Raw genomic sequence first — 16,735 nt, 5'->3', positions numbered from 1 at the left:
CCAGTAACTCCAGTCGCTCCAGTAACTCCAGTCGCTCCAGTCGCTCCAGTAACTCCAGTAACTCCAGTAACTCCAGTCGCTCCAGTAACTCCAGTCGCTCCAGTAACTCCAGTTTCTCCAGTGACTCCGGTGACTCCGGTAGCCCCAGTGATTCCAGTTTCTCCGGTCGCCCCGGTAGGCCCAGTAGCCCCAGTGATTCCAGTCGCCCCGGTAGGCCCAGTAGCTCCAGTAACCCCGGTGGCTCCAGTGATTCCGGTAGCCCCAGTAGGACCAGTCACCCCATTATTATTTATAGCTAACACAGCGACATCATCTACTAAAATATCTGAAGTTTCCACTTGTGGAAGAGTATTGATGACAATAAATGCCTGCGTGGAACCCGGTGGAGCTGCGGTCGTAGTTTGATAGATTTCTAGCCACGTATGATTTTCTACATTAGGAATTTGATTGCCTGGGACTGTGGTAAGAAGCCCATTTTCAAGCAAATTAAGCTGGCTGTCATAGTAAAACGCTTGTATAGTAATTGAAATGGCTGATGCTTGTCCTACAGTGGCTAGAGAAGCCAAAATCTCCAGGTTCTCCCCTGGTTCAATCGGAACAAATTGCGAAATATAAGAGAAGGTTGCCCCTCCTTGTAATCTCGCTGAATAAAATCCTGAATGCGAATATTCACTGGTAATTACTGCATTAGCAGTTATCCACGGTGCGAGCGATCCTGTTTCAAATCCCCCATTAATGATTAAGTTTTGAATAGACATTCAATTACTTTTCCCCCACTTCCTTAAATGACTTTTCAGAAATTCATGCATTTTCGTTCTATGATACTTTCTACTTATAAAAGTGCCTTACAAGGATATACATATGACTAAAGTGCAAAATGTTTTACAAGTATTTCAATAGAATTATTGTAAATATACAAAAACAACCTTTTACACCAACCATTCCAATAACGGAATTTAAGGTTAATATCTTAGTAAAACATACATAAAATGAGCTATGAGAAAATAATAATTTAAAAATTTTTCACTCTTTACTCCACATATACAAATACTCTAGCCCCTGGTTGGATAAAGTTCATATTGCTTTATAACAAGGTGTCCAGTTTTTCTATTCATAAAAATAGATGATAACCACACCAGTATTAAAACTTTATAGGAGGGACAAGTTATGGTTTCTATTAGTTTATGTATGATTGTAAAAAATGAAGAAGATTCGATTGGACGATGCTTGGAGAGTATTTACCAATTAGTGGATGAAATAAATATCATTGATACAGGTTCGAATGACCAAACAAAAAAAATTGCGAGTAAATATACGGATCGAATTTATGATTTTGAATGGGTTCATGACTTTTCAAAGGCCCGTAACTACGCGTTTGAGAAGGCTACAAAGGATTATATTTTATGGTTAGATGCGGATGATGTTTTTCTAGAGGAAGATCAACAGAAATTGCTGGCACTAAAACTGAACCTAGAATCCTCTGTCGACTCAGTAACGATGAAATATATTTTAGATACGGATGAATATGGTAACGTTACGTCAAGTTTAAGGAGAAACCGATTAGTAAAAAGAAGGAATGGCTTCCGTTGGATTGGGGCTGTCCACGAATACCTTGAAGTATGGGGAAATATTATGAACAGTGAGGTTTCTGTAACCCATAAAAGTATTCACCACGACTCTGATCGTAATTTAAAAATCTATGAGAAAAAGCTACGTACTGGTGAAGATTTCTCTCCGAGAGATTTATATTATTTTGCAAATGAATTAAAAGATCATCGACAATTTAAAAGAGCAATTGAGTTTTATGAAAAATTTCTTTCAACGGAAGAAGGATGGGTTGAAGATAATATTGCAGCATGTAGAAATTTAGCTGATTGTTATCATGAGATTTTTGACAAAGAAAAAGTGATTAAATCTTTACTGCGTTCCTTTATTTATACGGCTCCTAGACCTGAAATTTGTTGTAGACTAGCTTATTATTTTATTGAAAAAAATGATTATCATTCTGCTATTTTCTGGTATGATCTAGCAATACAAACAGAGGTTTCACAAGATAATTGTGGAATTCAAACCCCATTTTTCTCTACATGGATTCCACATCTCCAGCTTTGCGTTTGTTATGATGCGTTAGGGGATTATGAAAAGGCAAATTACCATAATGAATTAGCAGGTACTTACAGACCTAATGATCCCAAATACCTGCATAATAAGGAATATTTAAAAACAAAACTACCAATAGAAGATGGTGTAGGAAGTGAAGCATAAACAAAGGGTACTAATCGCGAGTCCTGTTCATCAAAAGCCAGAAATTTTAACATTATTCTTAGAATCGTTAAAACACCTCAAAAAAGAGGATATGATAGTAGATTTCTATTTCATAGATGATAATGAAAATGGCGATTCTAGTTGCCTTCTTATACAATTTCAAAAGTGTATTCAATCAGTAATTGTCGAAAAATCAGACTATCAAGATATTTATTCTCGAAGTAATCAAACTCACTATTGGAATGAACATCTTGTTTGGAAAGTAGCTGGTTTTAAGAACTCTTTCATTCAATATGCTAAGAAAAAAAACTACGATTATTTATTTTTGGTGGATTCTGATCTTTTATTGTTTCCAGAAACTCTTTCTCATCTAATTCAGCAAAAAAAAGAGATTATTTCTGAGATCTTTTGGACAAGGTGGCAGCCAGAGACGGTAGAGCAACCCCAAGTTTGGCTTTATGATGAATATATCCAATATCACAAACAACCAGGGGAAAATTTATCTACTGAACAAATAAAAGTTCGTTACCAGGAATTTATAGCTAAAATGAGGACCCCTGGGGTTTATGAAGTAGGAGGACTTGGTGCTTGTACTCTCATTTCACAGAATGCCCTTCAAAAAGGAGTCAACTTTAATAAAATACCTAATTTAACATTTTGGGGAGAAGACCGTCATTTTTGCATACGTGCGGCTGCGATGGATCTTTCCTTGTATGTAGATACCCATTACCCTGCCTATCATGTTTATCGGGATACAAATATAAAAGGGGGCCAAGAATTCCTTAAAAAAATAATGATTAGGCAGAAGACTTCTAATTCAAATATTAATGTATCTACTTCTACAAACCCAAAACTTACTCTTTCTATGGTAATTAAAAATGAAGAGAATCGTTTTTTAAGAGAAGTTTTGAAGAGTCACCTTCCTTACATTGACAGTGCTGTAATCATTGACGATAGTAGTACTGACAATTCGGTTGAAGTCTGTAAAGAGCTTTTACAAACAATACCTTACAAAATTATACGGAATGAAGTCTCAAAATTTTCTAATGAAGTAGAGCTTCGTAAACAACAGTGGGAGGAAACAGTCAATACAGAACCTAATTGGATTTTAAATGTAGATGCGGATGAGATGTTTGAGGACAAATTTGGTCAGGATATAAAGCAGCTCCTTATTCAAGAGGACTATGATCTTTATTCTTTTAGACTTTATGACTTTTGGAATGATACCCACTACCGTGAGGATGACTATTGGCAATCTCACTTTTCCTATCGACCGTTTCTTGTTAGATATCGAAATGATTTTTCCTACACCTGGAAAGAAACTCCTCAGCACTGTGGGAGATTCCCTAACAATATATTTCAATTACCGAATAGTATCTCCAATTTGAGAGTTAAACATTATGGGTGGTCAAAACTAGAGTATCGTTTAGAAAAATACAAAAGATATTTAACCCTTGACCCCCATGCTCGATATGGAATAAAGAAGCAATACGAATCTATATTAGATAAAAAGCCTAACCTAATAAAATGGGAAGAGTAAAGATAATCACTTCTTTGAGAAGCTTTTAGATGCGCTCTACTATCTAACCTCATTAACAAAATAAAAAGCCACCCAGTATTTGCAGGACAGGTGGCTTTTTACTATAAAATGCATGTGCAGACACATAATAACATATTTTCAACAAGAATAATATATTTTAAAGGACTAGCATATGAATAAAAGGTGCGCTTTTTATTCATTCGTTTGGGTTACTCCCTTGCATAGAACCCTTACGCGTCAAGGATGTATAAAAAGCTGCATATATTTGTAATCAATCCTTTCTCAAACCCCTTGTGCGCCAAGGGGTTCTTTTTTTGATGTGTTCCGTTAAGAGTGTTTATGTAAACTAGCTATGTATATCGTATGCATTGCTTTTTCTCTCTTTATAGTGTGCTAAAATGTAATTATAAGGAATAAGAGGTGAATATAGTTATGTTTACAGCTTTAGTAGTAACAGCTTCTATTTTAGTTTTAGCTTGGATTGTTGGACAAAGAGAGCAACGACAATAATTTTATATGTTATCCGTAGACAGAATTGAGATGATTATAAATGAATAAGAGAAATATGTTAGTCAAATCAATGTTTTTGTTAAGCTTACTTTCTGTAATGGTCTTTAGCTTTATTTTAAAGCAGGGAGTAACTGCATTACTTGTATCTGCTATTTTCATTGGATTAGCAGGGATTTTTATGAAAACTAAACCTACAAATAAAGACAGCAGCTAATTCTATATTGGCTGCTGTCTTTATTTGTTTCCTAAAATATGGATTATGGTAACTAGAATTAAACAGCCTATGCAAAGTATTTTGAACTCCATACTGTAATAGGTATGAGCTTATTCAATAACCAATAATGTAAAACATAGAATTCATGTAAATGTTAAAAATCTTTATTCTCATAGATTTTAAGAGTCAAAAACCATGAACTAGAAAAAATTAAAATGGTTATAACAAAAGCTGAAATATATAGTCCTGTTGTTGAAAATTGAGAAAAAAATGTTTGTATGCCATTAATAAAATCACTCATTACATTGCCAAATCTATTAACTATTGTTTTTCCTAAAGCAACCATCATAATGACCAAAATTGAGAAACTAGATAATAAGATTCTATTTGGAAACCTATAAAAGAAAGGAAAATAAAAAGATACAAAAAGGATTGCAATTGCGTAACTTGTTAATAATTCAGTTATACTGCCTCCCGTCATACTGTTTGAAACAATATCTTGACAGATGAACCGAATTAACCAGATTATAAGGGTGGTAATAAATAAAAATATCAGGACTCCAATATATTTAGAAGCAATAATTTGTTTCCTAGAAAAGGGTAAACTATTTATTAATACATTATTTTTTCCTTTTTCATCATAATAATGACTATTGATAGTAAAAAAGACCGACAGTACTGTAATTATTAACCCCATGCTCATGTCAGTCATTGTATAGAATATAGCGATAAAAAGGTAAAATAACATGAGATATTTCTGTAGAATGAAGTCTTTTCTAATTAAATTATACATGTGCTTTCCCCCTTTTAGTAAAGTACATAATATCTTCAAGTGAAGGCTTTTCAATAACGACTTTATCTCCATATAGGCTTTCCGTCTCTTTAATATTCTTGCTAAGTGCTTCAAACCCCATACTTGTCTTTCGAATAGAGACAAATTCTTTCGGTGATCTTTGATCCAATAAATCATTGCTTCCTTTTACAATGCCATACTCTTCTGCAATCGCATGGTATTCTTTGTGAAAAATAAGAGTCCCATTCTGAATAAAGACAATATAATCAGCTATTTTATCCAAGTCAGTTGTAATATGAGTTGAGAAGAATACCGTTTTAGTTTCATCCTGCATAAGATCATAAAGAATTTCTAGTATCTCACGACGAAATACAGGGTCTAATCCAGATGTAGGCTCGTCCATTATAATGAGATCTGCATGGTGAGAAAGTGCAAAAGCTAATGACGTTTTCATTTTCATGCCCTTTGACATCTTCTTTATTTTTAATCGAGTTGGAAGTTCAAACTTTTCTAAATAACTCTTGAACAGCTCCTCATCCCAATGTGTATATGTTGGAGCGACTAAATTCTTCATTTCCTTAATAGATAATTCTTCATAAAATACATTATCATCAAACACAAAACCAATACGATCTTTAATGTCTCTCTCATACTGTTGATTGTCTAAGCCGAAGATATTTATGTTCCCTTTTTCTTTTTTTATTAAATTCATAATTAGTTTAATAGTTGTTGATTTACCAGCTCCATTAGCTCCAATAAATCCTGTTACAAAGCCTTTCTTTACTGAAAATGATAAATCTTCGATATGAAAATCTTTATATTTTTTTGAAACACTTTTGATTTCAATTGCATTTTCCATAATTATTCATCATCCACCTTATAAAGTATTGCAACCATTTTATTTAGTTCATCTTTTGATACATTTAAATCCTTGCAAATTTCAATTACTTCTAAAAGCTTTTCCTCTACAACTCTATGTTGTCGCTCTTTAAGCAACGTTTCATTTTGTGCAGATACAAAAGAACCCTTTCCAACTAGAGAGTAAATAAACCCTTCCCTTTCCAGTTCCTCATAAGCTCTTTTGGTGGTAATTACACTGACTTGCAGATCTTTTGCAAGTAATCTTATCGAAGGTAATGAGGTTCCTTCTTGTAAAATCCCTTTCAAAATAAATTGTTTAATTTGTTTAGAGATCTGTTCATAAATAGGCTGTTTTGAGTTATTCGAAATAATAATTTGCATGCAAAACTCCCTTAACAAAACAAATATTGTATATATACTATATATACAATATACACATATTTAAAATTATTTTCAATAATTACCATGATAAAATTTTACATTTTTACTTATTAATAATAAATGTCTCTTAATTTATAAGGCTTTTTTATGTCGATAATTGTAATAATGTTATTTGAGGTTATATATCCTATGCGTATTTTCAAAACTAAAGTAAACTTTTTTTGTCATTTTGTAATAAATAGTTTACAAAAAGAACAAAATATATTACATTAGATGTAACAAAAAGGAAATTGAGGTGTTGAGATGCAACGAAAAGGAGCATTAACCAATCGAATTCCAGTATTAAGGGCTGAAATGAGATGGTCACAACAAGAATTAGCAGATCGTGTTGGTGTTTCTAGACAAACCATTGCTTCACTGGAATCCAATAAATATAATCCATCTCTAATACTTGCATTTGAAATTGCTAAACAATTTAGTAAGAACATTTACGAAGTCTTTGATTATGAATTTGCGGAGGGAGAATAAAATGATGATGACAATTGCAGTAACTCTTGCTTTAATTGGTGGTTTTTATTGGGCTACGTTTCTTAATAAAGAAGCGAAAGACGAAAGAGGAGCACAAATACAAGGAAAAGCCAGTTCAGTTGTATTAATGATCTTTATTATAGGGTTTACGGTGATTACTATCTCCAATTTATTTAGTCCATTTACCAATGCCCAATTTCAAAATGCTCTTAGCTTATGCTTCAGTTTAGTTATCATTACAAATGCATTGTCTATTATGTATTATAAAAAAAGAATTTAATATGTAATAAGAAAGGTCATCTAATTTATTGGATGGCCTTTCTTATAGGTGCTTGTAATGGTGATTATGTTAACTTTCTTTGTACATAATAGTCATTTTCAGATTGAACATATTTAGTAATAAATTAATGATATAATCATCCAAGTAGCATTATTATAGGGTTAAGGAGAAACTGAATGTATAAGCATTGCTGTGAGGATATGAAATATCATGCTAATTTCAACTGTGATATTCATCAAGATCCGTTTGAATGTCCGGATAAACTCATTTTATTTGATAAAAGAGATAGTGAATATGGACTTATTATTCATGATGGTGGGACGTCAGTTATTGGGATACTATTTTGCCCATGGTGTGGTAAAAAGTTATAAAAGATACCCTGATTTTAAAAAGCTTATAAGAAGAATTCTTCTTATAAGCTTTTTATTTCCGATAAGCTGTATTATGGTAACTAACCCTTTATATTATATTTATGTTTTTTACTTAGAGGGACTCTTATTAAGCCTATAGCCTAATAGAATTGAGCTCAATCCAAACGGTACAGAGCAACTTAAGGCAAGAATAAAGAACGAGCCAAATTCTAGAAAGGTACTTATGCCATCACCTAAAGCAAGTATTAATAAAATGATTTCTGTACTTATTGCTCCAAAAACAACGTACAGTGATATTTCAATCACATGTCTATACTTAGTTTTTAGGTTTCGTATTATGGTATCAATCATGATTGAGGAAGGAATTCCAAATACTATAACAATTGGTGATATATATATCAGTCCAAATACTAAACTCCCTATAACATTATTAAAGGTTATTTGTTCATATTGAGGATCGAAGGACCTTGCTTCAAACATTAAGCTACCACATAAAGTTGCAACAAATGTTGATATAATTTTTTTAATCATATAAATTAATCTCCTGTTAAGTTTGTTAATTTATATTAGTATTTTAAGTAAATAAACACTCTATTTTTATTTACCACCGATAACGCTGATTAGGGTAACTGAAAGTATATGATGATGTATACATTTGTTTTTTAGTAATTAGTTTATTTATATTGACAAACATACTTTTCTAATTCTGATTAAATTTATATATGTAATGGCTATGGAGATTAGGCTAATAGCTAATGGAACGACGTAATAATGGCTATTAAATAGTTTATCGTAGCGATCTAAAGGAGTAAGATAGATAGTTGCTAAAAAACTCCCAAGACCCAATACAATTGTTGTAATTAAATTTATGTTCTTATCTTTAATGTTTCTATAGATGAACATGGAATTGGTCATTAACATCCACATACTCAAAACAAGCAATGCATGAGGAATTCTTTCTTGGTATAAAGAGTGAAAGTTAATTATTACGATTGAAAGAATAATCAGAGCAACTATAGGTGTTACGATAAGAATGACGGTTTGAATGGATAAACTTTTTACTGACAATTGCCCTTTTAAACCAATGAGCTTATTGGCATTTAAAATTGAAAGAAAAGATAACATGATAGCTAAAATTATTGCAATAAACAAAAAATCACTTCCTAAACGGTAATATACAAGTATCATACTATAAATACATATTTAGGAAAGTGTTTTTTACCAATAATGCTGATTATGGTACTAGAAATAAATGCCTTATACATATGGAATACACGTATCTCGGCATTTAGAAAGGAGTTATTCACTTAATGAATCTTCCTAATGGAATAACTGGTTTTTATAATTCAACAGATAATAACTCGAATGAAATAGAGGAGAACCATTTTAAGAATATATGCTTCAATTTGGTTAGAAAAATGCAAGGAAGAATATTAAAAATTGATGAACCAAATTTAGCAACCAATTTTTTAAAGGTAAAAGTGGATATTTCTAACCAAGAGCTCTATGTGTTACTTAATGCATATTATCCGTTTCTGGCTCTTGCTTCTACTGTTGAATTTCAACACATTAATTTTATAGATGATCCTGCCTTATCAAAGGATTTTATGCCATTCTATAAAGTTTTAAGTAAAGAGGAACTTAGCGAACCTTTAAATATAAGAAAAAGCAAAGGAAAGCTAAGCTTGGAAAATAAAAACAAGCTGAACAGTAGTGAGTTAGAGCAAATCTTTTATTGGAAACCAAAGACGGTTGGAGAAGTTATTTTCAACTTTTGGGATTGATCTTATGAAATAAGTTACCTTTACTAAAAAATTGTTTCCGATAAGGCACATTATATAAATCTAAATTTGTATTGCATGTAATCTTCCGTAAGGTTATTTGGTAAAATATAGTTAATGTTGTTTGGAGGAGGAAATCAAGTGAGAGAGGTTGTTCGTTTTTCTATACGTTATTTAGGTCGCTTCATTTGTTTTTTTCTGATAGCTGCTTTTCTTTTATATGGAGCTATTACCTATTTTCCAAATAGTCTAATGAGTATTTATTGGATATCCTTATCTTTAGTAATTTTGTTGTTAGTCTACAGTATATATTTATTTAAAGGAAGTACGTGATGATAAATAGAGCCTTGATAATCAAGGCCCTATTTTCTTTTACTATAAACATAATCTTTATACCGATAATACGTTTTATGGTAACTAAATCTGTACAGGAGATTTATAGCAATCTACGTCTCTAGATGTATAGTAATAGTAAAGAATTAGTGTTAAAATTTTCTATGTAAATTAATGGATATTACATGGAGGATATTTATGAAAAAAGTTTATATTGGGGTCATAGCAGCCTTGAGTATATCTATACTCTTGTTTGGTTGTAGCTCAAAGGAAAAAGATATGAAGGAAGACGTAAACTTAGGGTTTGACCAAGCTAAAAAAGTAGAAGTATCATCTGTAAATCATCCAGACGTAGTATTAAATACTATTGATAAGCAGCAAGATATAAATACATTTATCAATAAAATAAAAGTGGATAAATGGAATGTTGCAGAGATCCCTGCCGATGCTAAGAAAGAGAATGTCTATAAAATGTATCAAGAAGGAACTGCTAAATTGGGAGAGACATCAAATAAGGGTAAAAAAGAACTTAAACAAGTTGCTACAATTATTACTTACAAAGGTATTCCTTATATTGACGTTGAAATTAAAAATCTTAATTTAAAGCTTAAAGTTCCAAATGATGTATCTGAATATCTGTCTAGTCAAAGTCAACAGAAACATTAGTTACATACATAACAGGTATAAGAAATAGAACCCTGAGAGTGTTGAACACTTTTAGGGCTCTATTTTTTTATGATATTTCAAAGGGCGAATAAATGATAATAGTCCCCTAGTTTTCTATTCTGATGAAACATTTCTCATAAATTTCTATAGTATCTATTTGTAGATTGTTTAAATCAATTTTCAAATTATTCTCAAGCTCTTCCTCTTCTTCTCCCAGCCAGCATATATAGACTTCGCAATAATCACCTTTTGGAAGTAACTTTTTTAGAAGGTCACATAAATAGAGGAAAGTTTTTTTTGATTTTTCGTAGTTATGTGGAGAATGAATCTTATGATATTTGTTCATTTCCCAAATTGGATGCCCTTTTTCAGCAATCTCATAAAGATACGGTGTAGTAAAATACTTCTGCTGAACTACCTTACGATTTTCTTCATCTGAGAAAACATAGTCAATTTCAACCTCATCTTCCGTATAATATTCATTAAGTTTTACTGCAAAATTTAAACCAATGTAGGTTGCCATACTCATTTTCATTAACTCCTCATTATTACTTCCTGCGGTTCCAAGATCTTATGTTTAATCCTGGGTAATTATATCATAGTTTTTTTGTTTTAATTTTATGTACTGGTTACATATTAAACTCTTTTTTTCTGCTTAACCTTTATAAAATCAACTCAGTCTTATGAGTAAATATAAAAATATTTATTAAATAATATAAGTTTTATCCTTTACTCTACCTGACGACAAATTGTGTGTTTTTCTACAAGGTAGGTAATAGGTAACGCTATTTTTAATAAAATACGTTAACTATTACTTCTATTAATTACACTAAATTAAATTTATATAGAGATGCATTATATATCCAGCCATATGTTTCATATCGTAAAACTATATGACTTGTATACTTAGTTAGAAAAGGTTCACATAGATCTACATCACTAAAATTACGAACTACTTGAGGTACCCAATGACGGGGTACAAAAGCAATCTGGTTAAGAACGTAGTTACTTAAATAAAAAGGACAGGTTTTAAAATAAACCTGTCCTTTTTATTATTTTATTCGTTTACACATCATAACTTAGGCATATCAATTGTGACTATCTAATTTCTAATTATCTTTAATAATTTTATTTAGTTTTTCTTGATCAGAATCCAATGCTCCATAAATTACTCCAGGCATATGATACGTGTATTGATTATTATTAATTTTATAAGAAACAATAGGTGTCATAGTTATAAAATCATATTCTTTTTTATTTTTTAAATAAAAGTCGTTAACCACTATTGCACTTTGCTTCTGTGGCTGAAGTTGTAGGTCGTTATTGAATTTGTGTGAGATTGTTTTTGTAAGGTCATATACTTCTATTGGTAAAATCGTACTATTAGTTTTATTTTCAACTCCTGCATTCAACTCTAGAGATGGGTAACCTATAGTATATCTCCCCGAGACGTCCAAATGTTGAGATGGGTTTTTCTTTTGTTGAATATTTATTTGTCCAAAATTATATGATTTCTTGCTTCCATCCTTAAAATGAATAATCATTTCTTTTGCTTGCTCAATATTTGTAGTGGTTGATGTTACATCAATTACAAAGTTAACTAGTTCATAATTATCCTGATTGAAGCCAGTATTGACTTTAAAATTCATAACTTCTATATTAGGATTGTTTAATTCGATGTAATCAACTGAATTTTCTAAATTTGAAGTGTGCGTTTTTACATTCTCTGCAGCAAAAATATTAAATGACACTTCTTCATTATCATCTACAACATAGCTAATAAAATTATTAGCAAACTTAAGTTTAGGGGCTTCCTTTCCACTTGCTTGCTCTTTCTTATTCTCATTTAAAAAAAGAAAAATTGAAAACATAAATACTGCTACACACAAACCAATAACTAAATATTTTTTATTAATAGCAAGCATCCTTTCACCAATTATTTGTAAACAACTTGTAAGTACGTATCTTTTCGTGGTGCATCATGATACGTCTTTTTATCAGAATACAATAGCCCCTGAGTATTGTATAGTCTAACTCTTACATATCTTTGATTATAGTCACCATAAAAAGCAAGTTTACTGTATTTACTTTTGGAAGCTGGAAGGGTCATCCCTACGTTAAAAGAAGTTGTTATACTATTAGATATACCTAGTGAACTCGAGATGGCACCCGCACTAATCCCTACACTGGAGGAAATAGTTGAACTAGATGAAATGCTTTTAGACCAAGTATAAGAACTTGCCTTAGCCCAAGACTCTGTTAAGTACTTTACTCTTTTATTTATTTTTTTGGGACCAGAAATAACAGTAACACTTCTATGTGCTGCCATCGCTTCCATCTGTGGATCAGACAATTCACCTTCAACCCTAATACTTTCCCCTAATTCTATATTCTCTTCATCTTCAGGTAGTTCTCCTTCTACACCTTCTTCAGCAAAACTAGCTTGTGGTACTACTAACACAAGGGCAAACGCTAAGAAAACAAACTTTAAAAATTTTTTCATACAAATCATCCCTTCTATTTAATTACCATACATTTATAATATTAATATATTTATGTAATTTTGTTAATTTTTTACTAATGATTAAAAGTAATTTCATTTATTCCCTATTTATATAAAGTTGCGAATTTAACAATACCAATAGAGTGTAAAAAGAATATTAGTACTAATTCTAATAATTCAAAATAAAAGGTTATCAAAACACAGATTCGAATATCAGCTCTGTGGTTTTGATAACCTTCTTGTATAGCCTAACTTAGTTTTTGTTGTTCCAAAAGTTGATTAAATAAAATTTTTGCACCCTAGAGGACTTAAACCTAAGTCATTTCCACATTCTTGGTTTTCAGGAGTGATCTCACCTGTAATGGCAAATCGATTGAACTCCTCAAATTTTTGAATTTTGATATGATTATCTTCTAAAAAAATTTATTCATTTTCGGACGTCTAAAAATATTTATTTTCAATATTAAATAGACTGAATATCATTGATTTTTCTACTGTCTAAAAAGGTGTACCTTTTGGGACTGTCTATATTGAACAGTCTTAAGGACAGATTATGTATTATATCCTCAATGAAGGATTGGATTACTAGTGATACTCTTTTGTTCTTTACTAATGGGCAGTCAAGAAGACGTTCTATTTTTGTAAAAACCATGATGAAAAGTCTGTGATATAATTACTCAAGATTAAATGTAGAATTTAGTTTTGGAGGAAATTTTTTGAATAGAGAGAAAAAGACAAGAGGCTTAAAAAGAAAAACAAGGAAGTTGATACAACGTTTAACAGAAGCAACAACTGAATTTCCTAGTGAATTCTGGCATGGATATTGGCATTTACATTTACCTTGTTCTCAAGGATTTATTAATTCTAATAAGACGCCGCATGCCATTAAGAGGCTTTGTCTTCAGATTTTAGTAGATAGAACCAAATATCTTATAGATCTGAAACAACCATCTACAGAGACAATCCGTGTAATGTCTGCAATAGATATACCCGACATATGGTCTTCTCAAATTATTGTGTTTTCAGGCGACAGTCATTATGAGGGTTTCTTTGATCGAGATAATGAAGAACAACAATGGATTCCTCTCCCAAAAGAGCGTGATTTATCAAGAGAATGGCAGTTGATCCTGCCTGACGATATGGCCATATGGGGTTATCTTGTGAAAAATTTTGATGAGGGAGATGTCTACGAAAGCGAATTGTGGTTTATTGGCGAAAAGGATTAAATATATTAATGCTTTCATCAACTAACGTGTGCTTAAGTTGATGGGTGAGGGTTGCTGTGGCAGCCTTTATGGTTTAAAAGGAGAAGAATATGAGAGAAGCAATTAGATCCCAAATAGGTAAATTAATAGGCTTAAATTTACGATACGCTGGAAGAGCGTCGAATCTGTTTTGGCTTGGGTTTGGCGAAATGATTTCAGTAACCAGAAGAGGAAAAACTGAGGAATTAGCTGAATACGCTTTAAATATTCAATGTTCGTGGCGTATTACCAAGGACAATAAAATATTAGTAGGCTCACGGGATTTCTATTCTTCAAGAACAGGATGGAATGAGGAAAACGATGATTTTGACTGAGATGTACAAGGAAATAATAGATTTGATGAACGAATTGAATCCTTTATAGAAAATGCAAAAAAACATGTAACTGTAGAAAGGGTTGAACCAGACGAGGTAGGAGGACTAAAAATCTTTTTATCTCAAGGTTATTTATTGGAGGTATTCCCGGATACTTCAGAAGATGATGAATACAGTGAGTTCTGGAGATTTTTTAACCGAAGAGAAAACAGCCCTCACCTTGTTGTCACAGGTAATGGCATTGAAAACGAGTAATTTCCGATGAAAGGGTATTTTGGTTGAAGATTAGGAGAGGTTTTTATGAAGAGAGGAATAAGTTTTGAGATTCCCAATGAATGCGGAACCTTTCTAGGAGATGTACTAAAGCCAATAGATATAACAGATTTTATTTGGCGAATTAGTAATGAAGAATCATATCTAGAGGTGAATGATAAATTAGATGAAGAACTCTTCCCTGAAGGGAAAAAAGTAATGCCAGGTACTAAACTTAAAAACCTATTAGAAAACAATGTCTATTATATTATTTTTGCTGATTTAAAGGCATATCCAAAAGAAAAGATTTCAGAGATTGCGACCTATGAAGAGTTTATCGAAAGTGATTGCGAACTTGTTCTGTTAGTAGTAGATAGTTGTTACACCACTATTTATTGCAAGGATAAAGAAAATCTCGAACTACTTTATAGGAATGCGCAGGCTTATAGATTTAAAGATGTTCAATATGTTACTGATAAAAATGACACCAGAACGGGATTAACTGTGTGGTGAAAAATTGTAAAACGAAAGAGCTCTTGTGTATCAAGAGCTCTTTTTTTAGTTAGTTACCTTCCATAAGATAACCTTTAAAATTGTAGCCATACACTTTCGTTAACTCTACATTTCTTCAATTAACTCCTTTAGGGTATTTTTTCATATTATTATTTAGAGCCCAAACAGATATTCTTTAATCTATGACCAACACACCTCGTCGATCTCATAGTCTTCCGAGGAATCCGCCTCCCCAGTTAAACACGAAAAACATCCCTGATAAGAGAATGCACTACCAATTGCCCAAATTTCCTGACCGCAGTTGATGCAGATCGCTCCATTTTTCTTATCTTTAACTGCCTGTTTCAGACTTTCCCTTAACTGATTTGGTTCTTCTCCAGGATTATTCTTACAATGCTTATTCACATAAGCTTCTATTGAAATGGGTACCATTGATGATTTCCTTTCTTATGCCCTTTTTTCTTATTTTATTTAAAAATAATTTGAGCTTTTTTGTAGTTCATCATTATTTATGGAACAAAAAGGATTTTATATATTTACTTTATCATATCGCGAATACATGTAACACCTAGTTTACACAGTAAAAGGATGATTACCTTTATCCTTAAAGGAAATCATCCTTCATTATTAATTTTTCATATTGTAACCTTTAAACTCGTACCCATAGACTTTCGTTAAATCTATAAAACTCTTATAGGAATAAGTGATAGCAACAGGTGTACCAACTTGAACTTTATCATAAAGCTTTTCAATATCTGCATTATGCATTCTCACGCAACCTTGACTCACATATTTTCCAATACTGCTTTCATTGTTGTTACCGTGAATGCCGTATGTATCACCATACGTACCGTTTGCATTTAATCCTAACCAACGTTTTCCTAACGGATTACGAGGATCGCCCCCAGGAATATGTCCTGTATAATAGGAACGATTTTTAATCTTATTCACGACTTTAAAAAAGCCAACAGGCGTTTTATCCCATGTTTTCCCCGTTGCTACTGGATCAACGATTTCAATATAGCCATTATGAAAATACGCAAGCTTGTTGTAGTACTTGTTAATGATGATTAAATCTTGATTCGCTGGCTTACTTGCTGCTTCTGTTTTCCCTTCATTAACTCCACATAATGCGACCATTAATAATGTAAGAACGGTCATTGATTTCATAAAAATGTTCTTCATAAAAACTCTCCTCTTTTTTTATATTTTTATAGGAAAAGAAAAAAGCACCTTCCAATTAAGAAAGATGCTTTTTCGTCACAATTATTTATAAATAAAAACCTAGTTAATCTACGACTTTGATATGCAGAGAAACGCTCTCTGAGGAAATTAACTTTTGTTTTACGTATAACTGCCCAGTCG

20 protein-coding genes are annotated in these 16,735 nt (G+C 31.9%); 10 read left to right on the top strand and 10 right to left on the bottom strand.

All coding sequences use genetic code 11. The features are described from left to right. Positions 1-758 (bottom strand): NTTRR-F1 domain (locus ACH0CI_RS25870; protein WP_406902442.1); only part of this gene is annotated, 758 nt, incomplete at its 3' end. A gap of 409 nt (positions 759-1,167) precedes the next feature. On the opposite strand from ACH0CI_RS25870, the gene ACH0CI_RS25865 reads away from it, so the two are divergent. Both ACH0CI_RS25865 and ACH0CI_RS25860 read left to right on the top strand, forming a co-directional pair. Further along, the gene (locus ACH0CI_RS25865; RefSeq protein WP_165573093.1) at positions 1,168-2,265 is read left to right on the top strand and encodes a tetratricopeptide repeat-containing glycosyltransferase family 2 protein; all 1,098 of its coding nucleotides are present in this window, start codon (positions 1,168-1,170) and stop codon (positions 2,263-2,265) included. Further along, complete coding sequence (locus tag ACH0CI_RS25860) at positions 2,255-3,805, top strand: glycosyltransferase (RefSeq protein WP_406902441.1); 1,551 nt, start codon at positions 2,255-2,257, stop codon at positions 3,803-3,805. Before ACH0CI_RS25865 ends, ACH0CI_RS25860 begins: the two co-directional genes overlap by 11 nt. Positions 3,806-4,683: 878 nt before the next feature. Here the strand turns inward: ACH0CI_RS25860 and ACH0CI_RS25855 are convergent. Genes ACH0CI_RS25855 through ACH0CI_RS25845 form a run of 3 tightly spaced genes read right to left on the bottom strand, consistent with a single transcriptional unit; the run spans position 4,684 to position 6,564 of the window. After that, positions 4,684-5,322, bottom strand: a complete 639-nt coding sequence (locus tag ACH0CI_RS25855) for an ABC-2 transporter permease (RefSeq protein ID WP_165573094.1) — start codon at positions 5,320-5,322, stop codon at positions 4,684-4,686. Next, positions 5,315-6,181, bottom strand: a complete 867-nt coding sequence (locus tag ACH0CI_RS25850) for an ABC transporter ATP-binding protein (RefSeq protein ID WP_165573095.1) — start codon at positions 6,179-6,181, stop codon at positions 5,315-5,317. The genes ACH0CI_RS25855 and ACH0CI_RS25850 overlap by 8 nt, the downstream gene beginning before the upstream one ends. Before the next feature lie 2 nt (positions 6,182-6,183). Next, positions 6,184-6,564, bottom strand: a complete 381-nt coding sequence (locus ACH0CI_RS25845) for a GntR family transcriptional regulator (protein WP_165573036.1) — start codon at positions 6,562-6,564, stop codon at positions 6,184-6,186. 303 nt (positions 6,565-6,867) lie between these two features. Here ACH0CI_RS25845 and ACH0CI_RS25840 point away from each other — a divergent pair, with 303 nt between their 5' ends. From ACH0CI_RS25840 to ACH0CI_RS25830, 3 genes are all read left to right on the top strand, one after another. After that, complete coding sequence (locus tag ACH0CI_RS25840; RefSeq protein WP_055992532.1) at positions 6,868-7,092, top strand: helix-turn-helix transcriptional regulator; 225 nt, start codon at positions 6,868-6,870, stop codon at positions 7,090-7,092. 1 nt (position 7,093) lies between these two features. Beyond that, positions 7,094-7,372, top strand: coding sequence for a DUF2178 domain-containing protein (locus ACH0CI_RS25835; protein ID WP_165573096.1), 279 nt, complete (start codon positions 7,094-7,096; stop codon positions 7,370-7,372). A 176-nt stretch (positions 7,373-7,548) separates the two neighbouring features. Then, a complete protein-coding gene (locus tag ACH0CI_RS25830) occupies positions 7,549-7,743 on the top strand; it encodes a DUF6980 family protein (RefSeq protein ID WP_165573039.1) in 195 nt (64 codons plus the stop codon). A gap of 108 nt (positions 7,744-7,851) precedes the next feature. Here the strand turns inward: ACH0CI_RS25830 and ACH0CI_RS25825 are convergent, their stop codons facing one another. Both ACH0CI_RS25825 and ACH0CI_RS25820 read right to left on the bottom strand, forming a co-directional pair. Continuing rightward, entirely contained in the window at positions 7,852-8,274 is a 423-nt protein-coding gene (locus ACH0CI_RS25825) for a hypothetical protein (protein ID WP_165573097.1), read from the bottom strand. A gap of 147 nt (positions 8,275-8,421) precedes the next feature. Continuing rightward, positions 8,422-8,895 (bottom strand): hypothetical protein, encoded by a 474-nt coding sequence (locus tag ACH0CI_RS25820; RefSeq protein WP_165573040.1) that lies wholly within the window; start codon positions 8,893-8,895, stop codon positions 8,422-8,424. A 158-nt stretch (positions 8,896-9,053) separates the two neighbouring features. Between ACH0CI_RS25820 and ACH0CI_RS25815 the strand changes: the two genes are divergently transcribed. Further along, positions 9,054-9,527, top strand: a complete 474-nt coding sequence (locus ACH0CI_RS25815; protein ID WP_165573098.1) for a hypothetical protein — start codon at positions 9,054-9,056, stop codon at positions 9,525-9,527. A gap of 528 nt (positions 9,528-10,055) precedes the next feature. Beyond that, positions 10,056-10,523, top strand: coding sequence for a hypothetical protein (locus tag ACH0CI_RS25810; protein ID WP_406902440.1), 468 nt, complete (start codon positions 10,056-10,058; stop codon positions 10,521-10,523). Between the two features lie 106 nt (positions 10,524-10,629). Here the strand turns inward: ACH0CI_RS25810 and ACH0CI_RS25805 are convergent, their stop codons facing one another. From ACH0CI_RS25805 to ACH0CI_RS25795, 3 genes are all read right to left on the bottom strand, one after another. Beyond that, positions 10,630-11,052, bottom strand: a complete 423-nt coding sequence (locus ACH0CI_RS25805) for a hypothetical protein (protein ID WP_205664415.1) — start codon at positions 11,050-11,052, stop codon at positions 10,630-10,632. A 580-nt stretch (positions 11,053-11,632) separates the two neighbouring features. After that, the gene (locus tag ACH0CI_RS25800) at positions 11,633-12,448 is read right to left on the bottom strand and encodes a hypothetical protein (RefSeq protein WP_376188073.1); all 816 of its coding nucleotides are present in this window, start codon (positions 12,446-12,448) and stop codon (positions 11,633-11,635) included. Positions 12,449-12,459: 11 nt separating this feature from the next. Beyond that, the gene (locus tag ACH0CI_RS25795; RefSeq protein ID WP_078082560.1) at positions 12,460-13,026 is read right to left on the bottom strand and encodes a hypothetical protein; all 567 of its coding nucleotides are present in this window, start codon (positions 13,024-13,026) and stop codon (positions 12,460-12,462) included. Positions 13,027-13,742: 716 nt separating this feature from the next. Here ACH0CI_RS25795 and ACH0CI_RS25790 point away from each other — a divergent pair. The 3 genes from ACH0CI_RS25790 (at position 13,743) to ACH0CI_RS25780 (ending at position 15,370) form a co-directional block, all read left to right on the top strand. After that, positions 13,743-14,252: a DUF3916 domain-containing protein gene (locus ACH0CI_RS25790; RefSeq protein ID WP_406902439.1), complete on the top strand. Its 510-nt coding sequence runs from the start codon at positions 13,743-13,745 to the stop codon at positions 14,250-14,252. A gap of 89 nt (positions 14,253-14,341) precedes the next feature. Then, complete coding sequence (locus tag ACH0CI_RS25785) at positions 14,342-14,605, top strand: hypothetical protein (protein WP_406902438.1); 264 nt, start codon at positions 14,342-14,344, stop codon at positions 14,603-14,605. 300 nt (positions 14,606-14,905) lie between these two features. Next, entirely contained in the window at positions 14,906-15,370 is a 465-nt protein-coding gene (locus tag ACH0CI_RS25780; protein WP_406902437.1) for a DUF2691 family protein, read from the top strand. Between the two features lie 627 nt (positions 15,371-15,997). Here ACH0CI_RS25780 and ACH0CI_RS25775 read toward each other — a convergent pair. Further along, the gene (locus tag ACH0CI_RS25775) at positions 15,998-16,555 is read right to left on the bottom strand and encodes a L,D-transpeptidase (protein WP_406902436.1); all 558 of its coding nucleotides are present in this window, start codon (positions 16,553-16,555) and stop codon (positions 15,998-16,000) included. Positions 16,556-16,735 lie beyond the last annotated feature (180 nt).

The organism is Priestia sp. 179-F W1.4 NHS (genome assembly GCF_045369295.1).
GTDB lineage: Bacteria > Bacillota > Bacilli > Bacillales > Bacillaceae_H > Priestia > Priestia zanthoxyli.
The sequence above is the reverse complement of the archived record's forward strand: the minus strand, read 5'-3'. Positions and strand labels throughout refer to the sequence as shown.